At 47.2% G+C, this 17,313-nt stretch carries 18 protein-coding genes; 12 read left to right on the top strand and 6 right to left on the bottom strand.

The features are described 5' to 3' along the window. Positions 1 to 12: 12 nt before the first annotated feature. The 3 genes from ICV32_RS02810 (at position 13) to ICV32_RS02820 (ending at position 3,360) form a co-directional block, all read left to right on the top strand. Positions 13 to 1,260 carry an MFS transporter gene (locus tag ICV32_RS02810; RefSeq protein WP_215371755.1) on the top strand — a complete coding sequence of 416 codons (1,248 nt, stop codon included), beginning with the start codon at positions 13 to 15 and terminating at the stop codon, positions 1,258 to 1,260. A gap of 273 nt (positions 1,261 to 1,533) precedes the next feature. Continuing rightward, complete coding sequence (gene aceA / locus ICV32_RS02815) at positions 1,534 to 2,832, top strand: isocitrate lyase (protein ID WP_251371910.1); 1,299 nt, start codon at positions 1,534 to 1,536, stop codon at positions 2,830 to 2,832. 99 nt (positions 2,833 to 2,931) lie between these two features. Then, the gene (locus ICV32_RS02820; RefSeq protein WP_215371758.1) at positions 2,932 to 3,360 is read left to right on the top strand and encodes an HIT family protein; all 429 of its coding nucleotides are present in this window, start codon (positions 2,932 to 2,934) and stop codon (positions 3,358 to 3,360) included. 10 nt (positions 3,361 to 3,370) lie between these two features. Here the strand turns inward: ICV32_RS02820 and ICV32_RS02825 are convergent, their stop codons facing one another. From ICV32_RS02825 to ICV32_RS02845, 5 genes are read right to left on the bottom strand one after another with little or no spacing between them, the layout of a single operon-like run. Further along, the gene (locus ICV32_RS02825; RefSeq protein ID WP_215372510.1) at positions 3,371 to 3,793 is read right to left on the bottom strand and encodes a DUF1841 family protein; all 423 of its coding nucleotides are present in this window, start codon (positions 3,791 to 3,793) and stop codon (positions 3,371 to 3,373) included. Further along, positions 3,786 to 4,442: an endonuclease III gene (nth, locus tag ICV32_RS02830; RefSeq protein WP_215371759.1), complete on the bottom strand. Its 657-nt coding sequence runs from the start codon at positions 4,440 to 4,442 to the stop codon at positions 3,786 to 3,788. Before nth ends, ICV32_RS02825 begins: the two co-directional genes overlap by 8 nt. A 5-nt stretch (positions 4,443 to 4,447) precedes the next feature. Further along, a complete protein-coding gene (gene rsxB, locus ICV32_RS02835) occupies positions 4,448 to 5,119 on the bottom strand; it encodes an electron transport complex subunit RsxB (protein ID WP_215371761.1) in 672 nt (223 codons plus the stop codon). 21 nt (positions 5,120 to 5,140) lie between these two features. Then, positions 5,141 to 6,412 carry a polyhydroxyalkanoate depolymerase gene (locus ICV32_RS02840; protein WP_215371763.1) on the bottom strand — a complete coding sequence of 424 codons (1,272 nt, stop codon included), beginning with the start codon at positions 6,410 to 6,412 and terminating at the stop codon, positions 5,141 to 5,143. A 29-nt stretch (positions 6,413 to 6,441) separates the two neighbouring features. After that, on the bottom strand, positions 6,442 to 7,647 hold the full coding sequence (locus tag ICV32_RS02845; protein ID WP_215371765.1) for an amino acid aminotransferase: 1,206 nt from the start codon (positions 7,645 to 7,647) through the stop codon (positions 6,442 to 6,444). 232 nt (positions 7,648 to 7,879) lie between these two features. Here ICV32_RS02845 and uvrB point away from each other — a divergent pair, with 232 nt between their 5' ends. From uvrB to ICV32_RS02890, 9 genes are all read left to right on the top strand, one after another. After that, complete coding sequence (gene uvrB / locus ICV32_RS02850; protein ID WP_215372512.1) at positions 7,880 to 9,943, top strand: excinuclease ABC subunit UvrB; 2,064 nt, start codon at positions 7,880 to 7,882, stop codon at positions 9,941 to 9,943. A gap of 149 nt (positions 9,944 to 10,092) precedes the next feature. Further along, complete coding sequence (gene iscR, locus ICV32_RS02855; protein WP_215371767.1) at positions 10,093 to 10,662, top strand: Fe-S cluster assembly transcriptional regulator IscR; 570 nt, start codon at positions 10,093 to 10,095, stop codon at positions 10,660 to 10,662. A gap of 2 nt (positions 10,663 to 10,664) precedes the next feature. After that, positions 10,665 to 11,924 carry an IscS subfamily cysteine desulfurase gene (locus ICV32_RS02860; protein WP_215371769.1) on the top strand — a complete coding sequence of 420 codons (1,260 nt, stop codon included), beginning with the start codon at positions 10,665 to 10,667 and terminating at the stop codon, positions 11,922 to 11,924. Positions 11,925 to 11,957: 33 nt separating this feature from the next. Further along, the gene (gene iscU / locus ICV32_RS02865; protein ID WP_215371770.1) at positions 11,958 to 12,344 is read left to right on the top strand and encodes a Fe-S cluster assembly scaffold IscU; all 387 of its coding nucleotides are present in this window, start codon (positions 11,958 to 11,960) and stop codon (positions 12,342 to 12,344) included. Between the two features lie 7 nt (positions 12,345 to 12,351). Then, positions 12,352 to 12,675, top strand: coding sequence for an iron-sulfur cluster assembly protein IscA (iscA, locus tag ICV32_RS02870; RefSeq protein WP_108508050.1), 324 nt, complete (start codon positions 12,352 to 12,354; stop codon positions 12,673 to 12,675). Positions 12,676 to 12,712: 37 nt separating this feature from the next. Continuing rightward, positions 12,713 to 13,177, top strand: coding sequence for a Fe-S protein assembly co-chaperone HscB (hscB, locus tag ICV32_RS02875; protein ID WP_251371911.1), 465 nt, complete (start codon positions 12,713 to 12,715; stop codon positions 13,175 to 13,177). 11 nt (positions 13,178 to 13,188) lie between these two features. Next, a complete protein-coding gene (gene hscA, locus ICV32_RS02880) occupies positions 13,189 to 15,051 on the top strand; it encodes a Fe-S protein assembly chaperone HscA (protein ID WP_215371773.1) in 1,863 nt (620 codons plus the stop codon). A 17-nt stretch (positions 15,052 to 15,068) separates the two neighbouring features. After that, positions 15,069 to 15,407: an ISC system 2Fe-2S type ferredoxin gene (gene fdx, locus ICV32_RS02885; protein WP_215371775.1), complete on the top strand. Its 339-nt coding sequence runs from the start codon at positions 15,069 to 15,071 to the stop codon at positions 15,405 to 15,407. Between the two features lie 11 nt (positions 15,408 to 15,418). Next, positions 15,419 to 15,766 (top strand): HNH endonuclease, encoded by a 348-nt coding sequence (locus ICV32_RS02890; protein WP_215371776.1) that lies wholly within the window; start codon positions 15,419 to 15,421, stop codon positions 15,764 to 15,766. A gap of 2 nt (positions 15,767 to 15,768) precedes the next feature. Here the strand turns inward: ICV32_RS02890 and lysS are convergent, their stop codons facing one another. Further along, positions 15,769 to 17,313: a lysine--tRNA ligase gene (gene lysS / locus ICV32_RS02895; RefSeq protein WP_215371778.1), complete on the bottom strand. Its 1,545-nt coding sequence runs from the start codon at positions 17,311 to 17,313 to the stop codon at positions 15,769 to 15,771.

A 17,313-nucleotide genomic window follows, 5' to 3' on the forward strand; every position in this document is an offset into this window, starting at 1 on the left:
TAAACTAGTGCCATGTCGCTTGCCCAAGGCAGTTTTTACTCCAGTGATAACCGTACGATCGGCTTAATCAGCCTCGCGCACGGTACCTCGCATTTTTATCATTTAGTTCTCCCCCCACTTTTCCCCTGGTTGAAGATCGAATTTGGCTTGTCGTATGCCGAGCTTGGTTTGTTGATGACCGTGTTCTTTGTGGTTTCCTGCATCGTGCAAGCATCTTCAGGTTTTCTAGTCGATCACAAAGGTGCTCGTCCGGTCTTGTTCGCTGGGATTGGATTATTGGCTTTATCCGCAGTGACCTACGCTGTGAGCTCAAGCTATTTGGGGTTAATGATCGGTGCAATTTTGATGGGGTGCGGTAATGGTGTTTTTCATCCGGTCGATTACACCTTAATCAATCATAAAATTTCAGCAAAACGATTACCGTACGCCTATTCCTTTCATGGAGTCACCGGTTATCTCGGTTGGGCTTTGGCCCCAGTTTTTATGGTGGCTATTGCAGAGCTTGCAAATTGGCGCACAGCGATGATGGCAGCTGCGATCTTGGCGATCTCAGTTCTTATATTAATCTGGTTTAACCGCGACTTACTGACGGATGATGCCAAGGAGCGTCAAGCCAGTAATTTGGCAAATGCACGCAAGGAAGATCCCAACCATCAACCGCTGGGAACTTTTGATTTCTTAAAGTTACCTGCTGTTTGGTTATGTTGGCTCTTTTTCTTTTTTAGTATGGTGGCAATGTCGGGTATTCAATCGTTTGCCCCTAGTGCCTTGTTTAAGACCTATGAAATCTCGGTTGCCTCTGGTAACTTTTTTCTAACCCTATTAGCCCTTGGAACTGCAGGTGGTATGTTGTTTGGTGGTTATCTGGCAAGCCGCTTTGCTGCGCCAGAACTTACCGTAGTCATCTGTTTATTTGTTAGTGCACTGATGTCGGTAATTATTGGGGCGGAGTTAGTATCGGCCGCCTTGATTCCTACCTTGTTTATTGTGATTGGCATTGGCTTGGGTATTGCAGCACCATCACGTGATTTAATGATTCGCTCCGCAACACCGCAAGGTGCCTCTGGTCGAGTCTATGGCATTGTTTACTCAGGCATCGATCTTGGCGCCTCAGTGGGTCCGCTCGCCTTTGGTATTTTGTTAGATGCTGGCAGACCTAATTGGCTTTTCTTGGGCGTTGCCTTTATTCAATGCTTGATTATCTTTACAGCGTTTAGAGTCGCAGGTAGCATTCCCAATCGACCGGCTGCGGCCAGCTAATGCCTATTTCCATATGATGAAATATTGATTTCATCAGATAAAAAGATGGAGAAATCAAAATTAGCAGCCAATTTCATTTTGCAACTCATTATTTCGTATTACAAAAATTAATTCGTAAGTAATTGAATTAATTACATAAGTTTTTTTCCATTTACTCCAACTTTTCAAGCTTTAATAATAGTTAGCTCTCTAAACTCTTATATAAGACATAAGAGTTTGGGTTTTTTAAGCCCTCGTCGACATCAATTTTTATCTTGAATGAAGGAGAGCAATATGGTGACTCGTAAAGCAGAAGCAGCAACAATTCAAAAGGATTGGGATACTAATCCACGTTGGCAAGGGGTAAAGCGTGGTTATACCGCTGAAGATGTTGTGCGTCTTCGGGGTTCTGTTCGTCCAGAGTACACCTTGGCGAGACAGGGCGCAGAGAAATTATGGAATTTAGTCAATAACGAAGCCTATGTAAATTGTTTGGGCGCGTTAACTGGCGGTCAAGCCATGCAGCAAGTAAAAGCTGGCGTTAAAGCAATCTACTTATCAGGTTGGCAAGTGGCCGCTGATAACAATACCTATGCAGCAATGTATCCAGATCAATCACTCTATCCAGTGGATTCCGTACCGAAGGTGGTTGAGCGGATCAACAATACATTTGAGCGCGCCGATCAAATTCAGTGGTCAAAAGGTATTAATCCAGGCGATCCTGGTTACATCGATTACTTTGCTCCAATCGTTGCCGATGCCGAAGCTGGCTTTGGCGGTGTTCTTAATGCATATGAATTAAGTAAAGCATTAATTAAAAATGGCGCAGCTGGTGTGCATTTCGAAGACCAATTGTCATCCGTTAAAAAATGCGGACATTTGGGTGGTAAGGTGCTATTACCCACTCAAGAGTCAGTGCAAAAATTAATTGCCGCTCGTTTGGCTGCGGATGTGATGGGTGTACCAACGATTATTTTGGCCAGAACCGATGCCGAGGCTGCTGATCTATTAACTTCAGACTACGATGAAAACGATAAACCGTTCTTAACGGGCGAGAGAACCCCTGAGGGTTTTTATAAAACCCGTAAAGGTTTAGGACAGGCGATTTCTCGTGGTTTAGCGTATGCGCAATATGCTGATATGGTCTGGTGTGAGACCGGTACTCCCGATTTGGATTTTGCCAAGAAGTTTGCTGAGGCAATTCGTGAGAAGTTTCCAGGAAAAATGTTGGCTTATAACTGCTCGCCATCCTTTAACTGGAAGAAGAACTTAGACGATGCAACGATTGCTAAGTTTCAACGTGAGTTGGGTGCTATGGGTTACAAGTACCAATTCATTACTTTGGCCGGTATCCATTCGATGTGGTACAACATGTATGACCTTTCGCAAGACTATGTCAAGCGCGGTATGACAGCCTATGTTGAGAAAGTTCAAGAACCCGAGTTTGCAGCGCGTGATCGGGGTTATACCTTTGTTTCCCATCAACAAGAGGTTGGTACTGGATATTTTGACGATGTCACCACCGTTATTCAGGGTGGCAAATCATCAGTGACTGCGTTGACTGGGTCGACTGAAGAAGAGCAATTCCATTAATGATTCATCCGCCCAATCGGCGGATTATGCAGTTGTGAAAGGCGCTTACAGCATCTCAAAAGGGTGACTTAAGCGCCTTTCTGTTTTACAGTAGTACTCATGAGCGATTGCATACTTTGTAAAGAAGATGGCGGCCACATCATTTGGCGGGGCGACGACGCTCGCGTGGTTCTGGTCGATGCACCTGATTTACCTGGCTATTGCCGGGTGATTTGGAATCGACATATCGCTGAGATGAGTGAGTTATCGCGTATCGAACGAGAAATCTTGATGGCTTTAGTGGATGTGGTTGAGTTTGCTGTGCGGCGCGTGATGCGGCCTCAAAAAATAAACTTAGCCTCATTGGGTAATCAAGTTCCACATCTTCATTGGCATGTGATCCCTCGTTTTGCCGATGACCCCTATTTTCCTGATTCGATTTGGTCACCGCGGCATCGCGATACGACTCATGCCGTTCTCAAGTCGCGACGTGAGCTCGCTAAGGGGATTCCTGAGGCGATCCGTTTGGGGATTGCCGATTTGGCGTAACCATTAATCGTTAAATCAGTTGCCGTATTGACTCAATGTATGCGTGTGCGTCTAAAGCTTGGCCATTACGCTGAGATTCCCAAAGAGCACGCCCCAAGCATTCCATCATTTGATGATGGGCTTCATGCTCAGAATCTAATTTACGACTCAGTTGCTCGGCAACTAACTTGATTCCCGGAGGCTGATCAATTGAAATTTGCTCGCTGATGGATAAGTGCATGGATAAATGCAAGAAGGGATTAGTTTGTCCTTGTTCAGGGGTAAATTCCTGGACAAGCGCTTCATTGTTCGACAAAATAGCGTGATACTCGGGGTGGAGCTTGATCCATGAGCAGGCCATCATCTCAAGGGGTGTTAATACACCCCCAGTTAATTGTTTTTGCCAGGCATTGCAAAAGAATTGCCGAACCTCATCGCGACTTGGATTAAACAGCGCCACGTATTTTTCCTTGATTGGTTTTGTGTCGATAAGAGCATAAAGGCTCAACGATGCATTGTGCACAATCCGGATTGCGAGCCTTACACACATAGCGGCCATGCAAAATCAGCCAATGATGAGCATCGACCTGGTAGTCCTTGGGAATTCGTTTCATGAGTTTATTTTCAACTTGCAGGACATTTTTACCAGGGGCCAGACCTGTACGATTAGATACTCGAAAAATATGGGTATCTACTGCAATCGTTGCTTCCCCAAATGCTGTATTGAGGATGACATTGGCCGTTTTACGGCCAACACCAGGCAGTGCTTCTAGTTCGGATCGGTTTCTAGGCACTTGTCCGCCGTGGCGTTCAAGTAATATCCGGCAGGTCTCTTGCAAATGCTTTCCCTTCGTCCTGTAAAGACCGATATGTTGGATATAGGGACGCACTCCTTCTTCGCCAAGTGCGAGGATCGATGCGGGAGTATTCGCAACTGAAAATAAACGACGCGTCCCCTTGTTCACCGATACATCAGTAGCTTGTGCAGATAGTAAGACCGCAGTTAATAATTCAAATGGCGAGCTGTATTCCAGTTCGGTGGTTGGCTTGGGGTTATTTGCCTTCAGTTGCTCAAAAAAAGCAATGCGCTGCTCAGGGTTCATGATGCTTATGAGCCTGATTGTTTTACACGTGCAATCGCCGCAGCAATAATTGCGCGTTTACGCTCGATTTCTTCACGTTGTGCTTGGCTTGTTGCTTGACTCTGATCCAATGCGGCTAATTTGGCTTTGGCTTTAGTAGCCAATCGCTCCTCTTGGTCGCGCTCTTCGCGTTCGAATCGATTTAAATGGGATTCATAGCGAGCTCTTGCTAGATCTGCTTGAGCGGGCGACCAAGCATTCCAACCAGTTTGATCTCCTGTCACATTTAGCATGTGAATGCAATCCACTGGACAGGGGGCAACGCATAGGTCACAGCCAGTGCACCACTCAGGAAGCACGGTGTGCATTTGCTTGGATGCGCCAACGATGGCATCGACGGGGCATGCCTGAATACACAGCGTGCAGCCAATGCAGGCTTTTGGATCGATCCAAGCAACTGGACGTGGCCGTTCAACTCCGCACTCTGGGTTAATGGTGCGAGTCTCACCATCTAACGGGTAATTCAGGATTTGGCTAAGACGAATAATTCCTTCTAAACCACCTGGGGGGCAGCGATTGGGTTTTTCGCCCTCAGCAAGGGCCTCTGCATATCCGCGACAATCTGGATAACCGCATTTCGTACACTGCGTTTGAGGAAGCGTGTCTTCGAGTAGGTCGGCAAGCGTAATTGAAGGCATGGACTTTCAATCCGATGCAATTTAATTCGCGTCTTGATTGCTTGGATTGGATCGGTGGTGGGCCCGAATAAATTGCTGGATACGGGGATAAACTTTATTGCGCCAGCGACTTCCAGAGAAAATACCGTAATGTCCGGCACCACTCACTTCGTAATGTTCTTTCCTCGATTCCTCGATGCCTTTACATAATTTGTGGGCTGCTCGCGTTTGACCGCTGCCGGAGATATCATCCATTTCACCCTCGATTGTCAGCAAGGCTGACTGCAAAATATCCTGTGGTTTAACGAGCTCGTTGCCAACCATCCAATTCCCATTTGGCAAGGCGTAATCTTTGAAGACAGTACGAATGGTATCTAGGTAATAGTGAGCATCCATATCCAGTACTGCGTTGTATTCGTCATAAAAACGGATATGGGCTTTTGCATCCTGCTCGTCACCACGAACTAAGTTTTGAAAATAATCCCAATGCGATTGAAAATGATTGCTTGGGTTCATGGCAATAAAACCCATGTGCTGCAAGAAGCCAGGGTAGACGCGTCGTCCAGCACCAAGATGAGGCGGCGGTACGTTGTAGATCGTATTTGCTTCAAACCATTCAATTGATTTACTCATCGCCAGCGAGTTCACTGCGGTCGGTGATTTGCGAGCATCAATTGGGCCGCCCATCATAACTAAGGAGCGTGGTGTACTTTCACCACGTGAAGCCATTAATGAGATGGCGCCGAGAACCGGAACAGTTGGTTGGCACACAGAAATCACATGAAGATTTTCAGCACCAATATGACGAACGAAATCTTCAACGTAATGGACGTAATTATCTAAACCAAATACGCCTTGGTCGTTTGGAACCATCCGCGCATCAATCCAATCGGTGATGTAAACCTTGTGATCTTGCAACATCGTGCGAACGGTATCGCGCAATAAGGTGGAGTGATGGCCGGAGAGAGGAGCAACAATTAAAACAACCGGGTCTTGCTTCATTTTGGAGATGACTTCAACATCATCCGAAAAACGCTTAAAACGAACTAGATTACAAAATGGTTTCGCAATGGTAGTTAATTCTTGGACGACTACCTCTTTGCCATGGGCATTGACACTACGAATTCCAAATTCAGGTTTCTTATAGTCTTTGCCAAGACGGTGGAGTAGTTCATAACTCGCTGCCAGACGCTCCGCACCTGGCACCAGGGAGAGTGGGTTAGCTGGATTAACAAAAGTCTCAGCGGTTGTTTTTGCCCACTCCGTTAGGGGTTGCAATAATGCTTTTTGGAAATCGTAGATTTGATAAAGCATTGAATACTCTCCAGAACCAACAAAGAACCCTATTTTGACATGAGAACCCGGGCAATGGCCTGAGCAACCCGATCTATATTTTTACTATTCAAGGCAGCAACGCAAATACGTCCAGTGGATAAGGCGTAGATGGCATCCTGCTCTTGGAGTTTTGCGACTTGATCAGCAGTCAATCCCGAGTAGGAGAACATCCCCCGTTGTGCTTCAATAAATGAAAAATCGTGCGATATTCCAGCTGCCGCCAGTTTTTCTTTCAGGCCGTGGCGCATCGATTTAATCCGATCGCGCATCTGGGCTAATTCATCCTCCCACATTTGACGCAGTTTAGGTGAGTTGAGCACCGTTGCCACAATCGCAGCACCATGGGTTGGGGGATTTGAGTAATTGGTTCGAATGACGCGTTTGAGCTGAGAGAGGACTCGGGCAGACTCTTCCTTATTTTGAGTCACGATGGACAAAGCCCCAACGCGTTCACCATATAAGGAGAATGATTTGGAGAAAGAGCTCGATACAAAAAAGGACATTCCTGAATCCGCAAACATGCGTACAGCGGCCCCATCTTCTTCAATGCCATCGGCGAAGCCTTGGTAGGCAATATCTAAAAATGGAATTAACTGTTTTTGTTGGCAAATTGAAATAATCGTTTTCCATTGATCCTTCGTGAGATCGGCACCCGTTGGATTGTGGCAACAGGCATGCAAGATGACTAAAGTTTTTGCTGGAAAAGACTCCAAGGATTTCACCATGCCATCAAAGTCAACGCCGCGTGTTTTGGGGTCAAAGTAGGTGTAATCCAAAACCGGGTATCCCGCAGCCTCAAAAATGCCACGATGGTTTTCCCAGCTCGGCGAGCTAATTGCTGCTTGTGAATTCGGCTCAAGGCGTTTTACAAAATCTCCACCGACGCGCAGGGCACCAGTACCACCAAGGCACTCTGCGGTGACCACTCGGCCGGCTTGAATTAAGGCCGAATCTTTACCAAATAGTAAGTTTTGGACGGCTGAGTTATAGGGGTTCGGTCCTTCAATCGGAATGTAGGCGCGCGGTGCTTCTTTGGCAACCACTTCTTTCTCGGCTTCGAGAACAGCCCGCAAGAGTGGGACTTTGCCCTCGTCGGTGTAGTAAACCCCCACCCCTAAATTCACTTTGCCTGGTCTTTGGTCGGCGGTATAGGCCTCGGTTAGGCCAAAAATTGGATCTTTGGGGGCAAGCTGGACGGAAGAAAACAAGTTCATGTTGGAAATATTAATTAGTTGTTGTAAATCAGGCTCTTAGAAGCAGTTGGTGGAATTGGAATAAAAACGGCAAAATTGAAGATTATTTGTAAATCGCTAGGTGATTAGTCCTTAGCCATAAATGATAGCCGAGATGCCAAAGCTCACCCCAAAATCAAGCAGCAAAAAAAAGAAGTCAGAAGCCATGGCTCTTACCGATCCAGCGGGGGTTGTTGAGGCTCTTCCTCTGAAGATGGAAGAACCAGTAACTCTCGATGAATCGAAGTTTGTTCGTTTCCCAAATTCACCCTATCAGCTCTATCAGCCGTTTCCTCCGGCGGGAGATCAACCGGCAGCAATTGATCAGTTGTGCGAAGGACTAGAAGATGGATTGCTCTTTCAAACTTTATTAGGAGTTACCGGTTCAGGCAAAACGTTCACGATGGCGAATGTGATTGCGAGGATGGGGCGCCCTGCGATTATTTTTGCCCCAAACAAAACACTCGCTGCGCAGTTGTACTCCGAGTTTAGGGAATTCTTTCCTCGCAATGCCGTCGAATATTTTGTGAGTTATTACGACTACTATCAGCCCGAAGCCTACGTTCCTCAGCGCGACTTATTTATCGAAAAGGATTCGTCGATTAATGAGCATATTGAGCAGATGCGCTTATCTGCTACGAAAAGTTTATTGGAACGCCGAGATGTGGTGATTGTGGCAACGGTGTCGGCTATTTATGGTATTGGCAACCCTGGCGATTACCACAGCATGGTATTGACCTTAAGGCCTGGCGACAAATTAAGTCAACGGGATATTGTGACGCGACTCATTTCTATGCAGTATGAGCGCAATGAAATGGACTTTCAGCGAGGTATTTTTCGGGTCCGCGGTGACACAATCGATATTTTCCCGGCCGAGCACAATGAGTTGGCAATCCGCGTCGAATTATTTGATGATCAGGTTGAATCACTTCATTTCTTTGATCCATTAACCGGAAAGATTAAGCAGAAATTACCGCGTTTTACGGTCTACCCGAGTTCGCATTATGTGACGCCGCGAGAGACTGTTTTAAAGGCCATTGAAACCATTAAAGCAGAGTTACGGGAACGCTTAGATGAGTTTGTCAAAGGCAATAAATTGGTGGAGGCTCAGCGTTTAGAGCAGCGCACCCGATTTGATCTTGAAATGCTCTCTGAACTCGGATTTTGCAAAGGTATTGAAAACTATTCGCGGCATTTGTCGGGGGCAAAGCCGGGTGAGGCGCCACCCACCTTAGTCGATTACCTTCCCGAGGACGCACTCATGTTCTTAGATGAGAGCCATGTTTTGATTGGGCAACTCAATGGGATGTACAACGGCGACCGTTCACGCAAGCATACTTTGGTGGAGTATGGCTTTCGCTTACCATCGGCAATGGATAACCGGCCTTTGAAGTTTCCGGAGTTTGAGACCAAGATGCGCCAAGCAATTTTTGTCTCAGCAACCCCAGCCGATTATGAAAACCAAAAAACAGGTCAGGTCGTTGAGCAGGTCGTTCGGCCGACTGGATTAGTCGACCCAGCAATTGAGGTCCTTCCCGCCAGCTCTCAGGTGGATGATTTACTGGGTCAAATCCATGAGCGCGTTAAAGCGGGTGAGCGTGTACTGGTTACCGTGCTTACTAAGCGAATGGCCGAGCAACTGACCGAGTATTTGGCTGATAACGGCGTCAAAGTACGTTACGTTCACTCGGATATTGATACGGTCGAGCGCGTTGAAATTATTCGGGATCTACGTTTGGGCGTTTTTGATGTCTTGGTTGGCATCAACTTATTGCGAGAAGGTCTTGATATCCCCGAGGTATCGCTTGTCGCCATTTTGGATGCGGACAAAGAGGGATTTTTACGAGCCGAACGAAGTTTGATTCAGACCATTGGGCGGGCAGCTCGTAATGTTCATGGCAAAGCAATTTTGTATGCCGACAAAATGACCGAGTCCATGAAAAAAGCAATGGGAGAAACTGAGCGCCGCAGAAATAAGCAAATTGCGTTTAACTTGAAGCACGGCATTCAACCCAAAGGGGTTCAGAAGCGGATTAAAGACATCATTGATGGCGTCTACGATGTTCAGGAAAAGCGCGTGGAGTTGCAAATTGCGCAGCGCAAGGCGCAGTACGAGATGATGAGTGAGCGGGAGTTGGCCAATGAGATCAGCCGCCTCGAAAAGCAAATGATGGCTGAGGCCAAAAATCTTGAGTTTGAGAAAGCTGCTACGACGCGCGATCAGATTGCTAAAATCAAAGAGTTGGCATTTGGCGCGCTTGCTAAAGATTCCATATAAATCAAGCGCTTATCCTTTTTTATCCCCACATTATCTCTATGGCTTATTCCTGATAAAAATACTCAGGAATATGTTATACTTGACCAGAATTGTCAGGTATTACCCCTCTGGCAATGGCTGTCCATATCAACCCACAACCAAGGTGATTTATGAGACTTACTACTAAAGGTCGTTTTGCTGTAACTGCAATGATAGATTTGGCCCTGCGTGAAGCGCATGGTCCTGTAACTTTAGCTGGAATTAGCCAGCGTCAGAAGATTTCTCTTTCGTATCTAGAGCAACTCTTTGGAAAATTGCGTCGCTTTAATATTGTGGAGAGCACGCGAGGCCCTGGCGGTGGTTATACCTTAGCCCGTAAAGCTGAAGAGGTGAGCGTGGCCGACATTATTGTGGCCGTGGATGAGCCTCTAGACGCTACTCAGTGTGGTGGCAAAGGAAACTGCCACAGCGAGGAAGATACCCATAGTCGCTGTATGACCCATGACTTATGGACTAATTTGAATGCCAAGATGGTTGAGTACTTAGACTCGGTCACCTTGCGCGATTTGGTGAAACAGCAAGAGAGTCGCGGCGTCGTGATTGCAGATATGCGCGAGAAAAAAGTGCGCGTTGAGCCTGCAAAACTGAAAAAGACAGCGGTTGCTGCGGTAACTAAAAAAGAAGAGGCTCCCAAACGGCCTCTCATCAACTCAGTATTTAATTTAGCAAGACAAGGTTAAGTATGAACGCTCCACTAAAGGCTGCCTTACAGCCCGTTTCCATCTATAGCCCTAAGCATTTCCCGGTCTATATGGATTACTCGGCCACGACGCCGATTGATCAGCGCGTGGTTGACAAAATGCTGCCTTATTTGCGGGAGCAATTTGGTAATGCAGCCTCTCGCAGCCATGCATTTGGGTGGGCGGCCGAAGAGGCAGTAGAGGAGGCGCGGGTTGAGGTTGCCAAATTAGTACACGCCGATCCTCGCGAAATCGTATGGACAAGTGGTGCGACCGAGAGCATTAACTTGGCGCTTAAAGGTGCAGCCCATTTTTATAAAGAGAAGGGTAAGCACATCATTACGGTGAAGACCGAGCACAAGGCAACACTCGATACCTGCCGCGAGCTTGAGCGTGAAGGATATGACCTTACTTATCTTGATGTGATGGAAAACGGCCTGATTGATTTTGCGCAGTTTGAAGCTGCCATTCGTCCCGATACCATTTTGGCATCGGTGATGTATGTCAATAACGAAATTGGCGTGATTCAAGATATTCCACGACTTGGCGAATTGTGCCGCTCGCGTGGCGTCATATTTCATGTGGATGCTGCGCAAGCAACGGGCAAAGTTGAAATTGATCTGGAGAAGATCAAAGTCGATCTCATGAGTTTCTCGGCACACAAGACCTATGGTCCCAAAGGGATTGGCGCATTGTTTGTGCGCCGCAAACCCCGGGTGCGGATCGAAGCCCAAATCCATGGCGGTGGTCACGAGCGCGGAATGCGTTCGGGAACCTTGCCTGTTCATCAGATTGTTGGCATGGGCGAGGCGTTTAAGATCGCTCGAATCGAGATGGCCGAAGAAGCCGCGCGGATTCGTAAATTACGTGATCGCTTGCTAGCTGGTCTAAAAGACATTGAAGAGGTTTATGTGAATGGCGACATGGACCAACGCGTTGCCCATAACCTCAATATCAGCTTTAACTACGTTGAAGGCGAGTCCATGTTGATGGCATTAAAAGATATCGCCATCTCTTCGGGATCGGCTTGTACCTCGGCCTCCTTAGAGCCCTCGTATGTATTACGTGCTTTGGGGCGCAATGATGAGCTTGCCCATAGCTCGATTCGCTTTACGATTGGCCGCTTTACCACCGAAGAAGAGGTGGATTTCACGATTGCTTTAGTTAAAGACAAGATTGCGAAATTGCGGGAACTTTCTCCCTTATGGGAAATGTACAAAGATGGCATTGATCTCAATACGATTCAATGGGCCGCCCATTAATAGGATTTGATGTTCTAGACAAGGTAAATTGAAATGGCATATAGCGATAAAGTAATTGATCATTATGAAAACCCCCGTAACGTTGGTTCCTTTGCCAAGGGCGATGAGCAGGTGGGCACAGGAATGGTTGGTGCGCCGGCATGTGGCGACGTGATGAAATTGCAAATTCGCGTCAATGATCATGGCGTTATTGAAGATGCGAAATTCAAGACCTATGGCTGCGGTTCTGCGATTGCATCCTCCTCATTGGTGACTGAATGGGTGAAGGGGAAAACCCTTGATCAAGCCTTAGAGATTAAGAACTCGCAAATTGCGCAAGAGTTGTCGTTACCGCCTGTAAAAATTCATTGTTCCATCTTGGCTGAAGATGCCATTAAGGCGGCAGTGAAAGATTACAAAGACAAGCATCCTGTTAAATAAAACTGCCATGTCCATCACCCTGACTGAAAAAGCCGCTAATCACGTCAACCGCAGTTTGCAAAAGCGCGGTAAGGGCTGTGGTTTGCGCCTGGGTGTTCGTACTACGGGCTGCTCAGGTCTTGCCTACCAATTGGAGTATGTTGATGAAGCTGCTCCAGAAGACCAAGTATTTGAATCTCACGGTATTAAGATTTTTGTTGACCCAAAGAGCCTGACCTATATCGATGGAACTGAGCTTGATTTTGTCCGCGAAGGCTTAAATGAAGGATTTAAGTTTCAAAATCCCAATGTGAAAGATGAGTGTGGTTGTGGCGAATCTTTCCGCGTCTGACAACTACTTCACTTTTTTTGGCCTTACCCCCCGTTTCATGCTTGATACGTCGGTATTGGATCGCGCGTATTTAGCGATTCAAAAAGAAGTTCACCCCGATCGTCATGCCTCGGGATCCGATACCGAGCAACGTTTAGCCATGCAAATGGCGACCTATGCCAATGGCGCCTATCGAACCCTGAAAGATCCGATCGCCCGCGGTCTCTACTTATGCCAGCTGCATGGTGTTGAGGCCAATCTAGAAACGAATACCGCGATGCCGGTTCAGTTTTTAATGAAACAAATGGAATGGCGCGAAGCCTTAGATGATCACGCTGATGATTTGGAGGCTTTAGAGGCACTTGCGATCGAAGTTGAGAAGGCACGTCACCATTCATTGCTGGAACTCACTGATGCCTTTGAGCAGTCAGCCTATGGTCAAGCGGTGGATATTCTTCGCGGTCTACTCTTTATTAATAAATTTGCCATCGAGCTCGATGACGCAATCGCGCAACTGGTCTAAAGCAAACGAATATGGCCTTATTACAAATCGCTGAACCTGGAATGGCACTAGCACCTCATGAGCGCAAGGTGGCGATTGGAATTGATTTGGGAACGACCAACTCCTTAGTTGCAGTGGTTCGAGATGCCTTACCCAAGGTCTTAACCAATGCTGCTGGTCAGGCTTTATTTCCTTCGGTGATTCGGTATTTACCAGACGGTAGAACTCAGGGGGGATTTGAGGCTTTAGCCCATGTGATCAAAGACCCCAAAAATACGATTGTCTCGGTAAAGCGTTTTATGGGACGTGGTTTAAATGATTTCACGCAACACGACTTTCCATATGCATTGATTGATGAGCCTGGCATGGTCAAGTTGCGAACCGTCGCAGGGGATAAAAGCCCAGTGGAGGTGAGCGCAGAGATCTTGGCGCGATTGCGCCAACTCGCTGAGGACTCTGTGCAAGATGAAATTGTTGGTGCAGTGATTACTGTGCCAGCCTACTTTGATGATGCCCAGCGTCAGGCTACCAAAGATGCTGCTAAGCTTGCCGGACTTCATGTTCTGCGTCTACTTAATGAGCCCACTGCAGCAGCAATTGCGTATGGCTTAGATAATGCCTCGGAAGGTATTTATGCCGTCTATGATCTTGGCGGCGGCACTTTTGATATCTCGATTTTGCGAATGAGTAAGGGCGTGTTTGAAGTTTTATCCACCGGCGGGGATTCCGCCTTGGGAGGCGATGACTTTGATCGGCTTATATATATGTGGATGATTCAAGAGACTCAGCTTTCAAGTCTTGAGCCACAGGATCAACGAGCGTTACTGAGTGCGGCCAAGCGTGCCAAAGAAGAATTAAGCGAAGTGACCGAGACCTCGATTGAGCTCACGCTGATGAACGGACAACCCATCTCCTTGGTGCTCACCCGCGACCAATTTGAGAGGCTGACTAAGCCTTTAGTGGATAAGACCATGGTTTCTGTTCGCAAAGCACTGCGTGATGCTCAGCTCCAAGTGGGTGATGTGAAGGGCGTGGTGATGGTTGGTGGCGCTACGCGAATGGCACATGTTCAAGCAAGCGTTGGTGCATTTTTCAAGACCCAGCCTCTAAATAACCTTGACCCCGATCAGGTGGTTGCTCTTGGTGCAGCGATGCAGGCCGATCTTCTAGCAGGGAATCAATCTAAGAATAATGAGTGGTTATTACTTGATGTCATCCCACTGTCCCTTGGATTGGAGACCATGGGCGGCCTTGTAGAAAAAATTATTCCTCGCAATACACCCATACCGGTCGCTAGGGCACAAGATTTCACAACCTTTAAAGATGGTCAGACCGGTCTAGCGCTGCATATTGTGCAGGGCGAGCGTGAGGTCGTCGATGCGTGCCGATCATTGGGGCATTTTGAGCTCAAAGGAATTCCTCCAATGGTTGCTGGTGCTGCACGGATTCGAGTGACATTCCAGGTCGACGCCGATGGACTTTTATCGGTACATGCGATTGAACAAAGTTCCGGAGTCCAGGCATCGATTGAGATCAAACCCTCCTATGGACTCAGTGATGCTGAGATTGCACGCATGTTGCAAGATGGATTTCAGGCGGCTGGCGATGATATGCACGCTCGTGCATTGCGCGAGGAGCAGGTGGAGGCAAGGCGCTTATTGGAAGCAGTGGGTGCTGCACTGCAAGAGGACGGTGATTTGTTAACGGATGTTGAGCGCGCCTTAATTCGTAAAGAGATGGCCCTGTTGCAAACCCTTTTAGAATCGGAAACGAACAGTGATGTGTTACGCAAAGCCATTGAAAAAGCTGCGAAGACCACTGATCCGTTTGCTGAAAAGCGCATGAATGCGAGTATTCAGCGCGCACTGACTGGAAAAAATGTTGCTGAAATTTAATTCATGAGATTGATGGAATGACCCAAATCGTAGTGTTACCCCATTCTGAGTACTGCCCCGATGGTGCAGTGATCGAGGTTGAGCCGGGAACTAGCATTTGCGAGACCTTACTCGCCAATGATATTGAAATTGAACATGCCTGCGATATGGTATGCGCTTGCACCACCTGTCATGTGATCGTGCGTGAAGGCTTTGGGAGTCTCAATGAGCCCGATGAAAATGAAGAAGATATGCTCGATCGCGCCTGGGGCCTGTCGCCACAGTCCCGTCTGTCGTGCCAAGCCATCGTGGCTAAAACGGATTTGGTCATTGAAATTCCCAAGTATTCGATTAATCACGCCAAAGAAAATCATTAGTTCTCAATTCTATGTTGGGTCGAATTCGCCAAAAGCAAATTGATTCAATCGAAGCGGTATCAGTCACCCCCAATCCGATTATTTGTCCGATTTGTGAGCGTGAGATTCCTCCTGCTCAAATGGATGCGCATCATCTCATTCCGCGCTCAAAAGGTGGTAAAGAAACCCAGTATCTGCATCGCATTTGCCATCGTCAGATCCATGCTCTATTTACCGAGACGGAGTTGGCTAGGCGCTTGAACTCTGCCGATGCAATTCGTGAGCATCCGCAGATGCAACGCTTTATTGAGTGGGTCAAAAATAAGCCAGACGGCTTTTATGAGCGGGTTGCTAAAAGCACCCGCCTTAAAGAGCGGTAACTTTATTCGTCTTCCCGGCGCAAATGGGGAAACAAAATCACATCACGAATATTCGGTACATCGGTGAGTAGCATCACTAATCGATCGATACCAATACCGCAACCTCCAGTCGGAGGCATGCCATATTCAAGTGCCCGAATGAAGTCGTGGTCAAAATACATCGCCTCCTCATCACCGGCATTTTTTTGCGCCACTTGCTTGCGAAAACGTTCAGCCTGATCTTCGGCGTCATTGAGTTCTGAAAAGCCATTGGCAATTTCACGACCGGTAATAAAAAGCTCAAAGCGCTCGGTCACCCCTTTGCGGGAATCGGATTCACGTGCTAATGGGCTTACTTCAATGGGGTAATCAATAATGTAGGTTGGATCCCAAAGATGCTCCTCAGCCACCAGTTCAAATAAGGCGAGCTGCAGGGCACCTAAGCCAGCATTTTTTATCGCAGGGGCATTGAGATCCTCGCCACCTTTTTTTAGTTCGCCTCGAATAAATTCAGGATCCTCTAGCTGAGTAGCGGTATAGGATTTCTTTGAGAGCGGGCTGTACTTTAAGATGGCTTCAGTAATCGTCAAGCGATCAAAGGGTTTGGCAAGATCGAGAGGCCGACCTTGGTGGGTGAGGGTCGCGGTTCCTTGGGCATCGATGGCAGCGCTACGAATGAGGTTTTCTGTGAAATCCATGAGCCACCGATAATCCGTATAGGCTGCATAAAACTCCATCATCGTGAACTCAGGATTATGGCGAGGGCTCACACCTTCATTACGGAAATTGCGATTAATCTCAAAAACGCGTTCAAAGCCGCCTACAATCAGACGCTTTAGATATAACTCTGGAGCGATGCGCAAAAACATTTGCATATCGAGTGCATTATGGTGAGTAATAAACGGTTTCGCGGCAGCACCACCGGGGATCGGGTGGAGCATCGGCGTTTCAACCTCCATAAAGTGTGCTTCGGTCATGTGACGACGTAGCGATGTGATGACCTTGCTGCGTGCTAAGAAGGTATTTCGACTATCTGGATTCACAATCAAATCGACATAGCGTTGCCGATACTTCAATTCTTGATCAGCAAGCCCATGGAATTTATCGGGAAGAGGGCGCAAGGACTTACTCAAGAGCCTTAATATCGAACACTCAATCGAAAGTTCACCTTTATTGGTTTTAAATAAGTATCCTTCGGCTGCAATAATGTCGCCAAGATCCCAATGCTTAAATGCCCCATGAATATCACTGCCGGTGAGATCATCGCTAATATAAAACTGGATTTGACCGCTGCGATCTTGAATGGTTGCAAAGCTGGCCTTGCCCATCACGCGCTTGAGCACCATCCGACCGGCAACTTTGATATGAATACGTTTATTCGCTAATTCTTCTTTATTAAATGAGTCGTAATGCTGATGAAGATCAGCTGCTAAGTGAGTGGGTACAAAATCATTGGGGTATGCAATTCCTGCTTGGCGCAGCTTTGCTAACTTCTCACGCCGCTCGGCAATGATGTGATTTTCATCCTGCGCTGGAATCGATGGGTCTTGTTGGTCTAAGTTACTCAT

It is taken from the genome of Polynucleobacter sp. MWH-UH24A (assembly GCF_018687475.1).
GTDB lineage: Bacteria > Pseudomonadota > Gammaproteobacteria > Burkholderiales > Burkholderiaceae > Polynucleobacter.

Coding starts and splice junctions, on each gene's coding strand:
- ICV32_RS02810 (WP_215371755.1), top strand. CDS start 13: ATGTCGCTTGCCCAAGGCAGTTTTTACTCCAGTGATAACCGTACGATC.
- aceA (WP_251371910.1), top strand. CDS start 1,534: ATGGTGACTCGTAAAGCAGAAGCAGCAACAATTCAAAAGGATTGGGAT.
- ICV32_RS02820 (WP_215371758.1), top strand. CDS start 2,932: ATGAGCGATTGCATACTTTGTAAAGAAGATGGCGGCCACATCATTTGG.
- nth (WP_215371759.1), bottom strand. CDS start 4,442: ATGAACCCTGAGCAGCGCATTGCTTTTTTTGAGCAACTGAAGGCAAAT.
- rsxB (WP_215371761.1), bottom strand. CDS start 5,119: ATGCCTTCAATTACGCTTGCCGACCTACTCGAAGACACGCTTCCTCAA.
- ICV32_RS02840 (WP_215371763.1), bottom strand. CDS start 6,412: ATGCTTTATCAAATCTACGATTTCCAAAAAGCATTATTGCAACCCCTA.
- ICV32_RS02845 (WP_215371765.1), bottom strand. CDS start 7,647: ATGAACTTGTTTTCTTCCGTCCAGCTTGCCCCCAAAGATCCAATTTTT.
- uvrB (WP_215372512.1), top strand. CDS start 7,880: ATGGAAGAACCAGTAACTCTCGATGAATCGAAGTTTGTTCGTTTCCCA.
- iscR (WP_215371767.1), top strand. CDS start 10,093: ATGAGACTTACTACTAAAGGTCGTTTTGCTGTAACTGCAATGATAGAT.
- ICV32_RS02860 (WP_215371769.1), top strand. CDS start 10,665: ATGAACGCTCCACTAAAGGCTGCCTTACAGCCCGTTTCCATCTATAGC.
- iscU (WP_215371770.1), top strand. CDS start 11,958: ATGGCATATAGCGATAAAGTAATTGATCATTATGAAAACCCCCGTAAC.
- iscA (WP_108508050.1), top strand. CDS start 12,352: ATGTCCATCACCCTGACTGAAAAAGCCGCTAATCACGTCAACCGCAGT.
- hscB (WP_251371911.1), top strand. CDS start 12,713: ATGCTTGATACGTCGGTATTGGATCGCGCGTATTTAGCGATTCAAAAA.
- hscA (WP_215371773.1), top strand. CDS start 13,189: ATGGCCTTATTACAAATCGCTGAACCTGGAATGGCACTAGCACCTCAT.
- fdx (WP_215371775.1), top strand. CDS start 15,069: ATGACCCAAATCGTAGTGTTACCCCATTCTGAGTACTGCCCCGATGGT.
- ICV32_RS02890 (WP_215371776.1), top strand. CDS start 15,419: ATGTTGGGTCGAATTCGCCAAAAGCAAATTGATTCAATCGAAGCGGTA.
- lysS (WP_215371778.1), bottom strand. CDS start 17,313: ATGAGTAACTTAGACCAACAAGACCCATCGATTCCAGCGCAGGATGAA.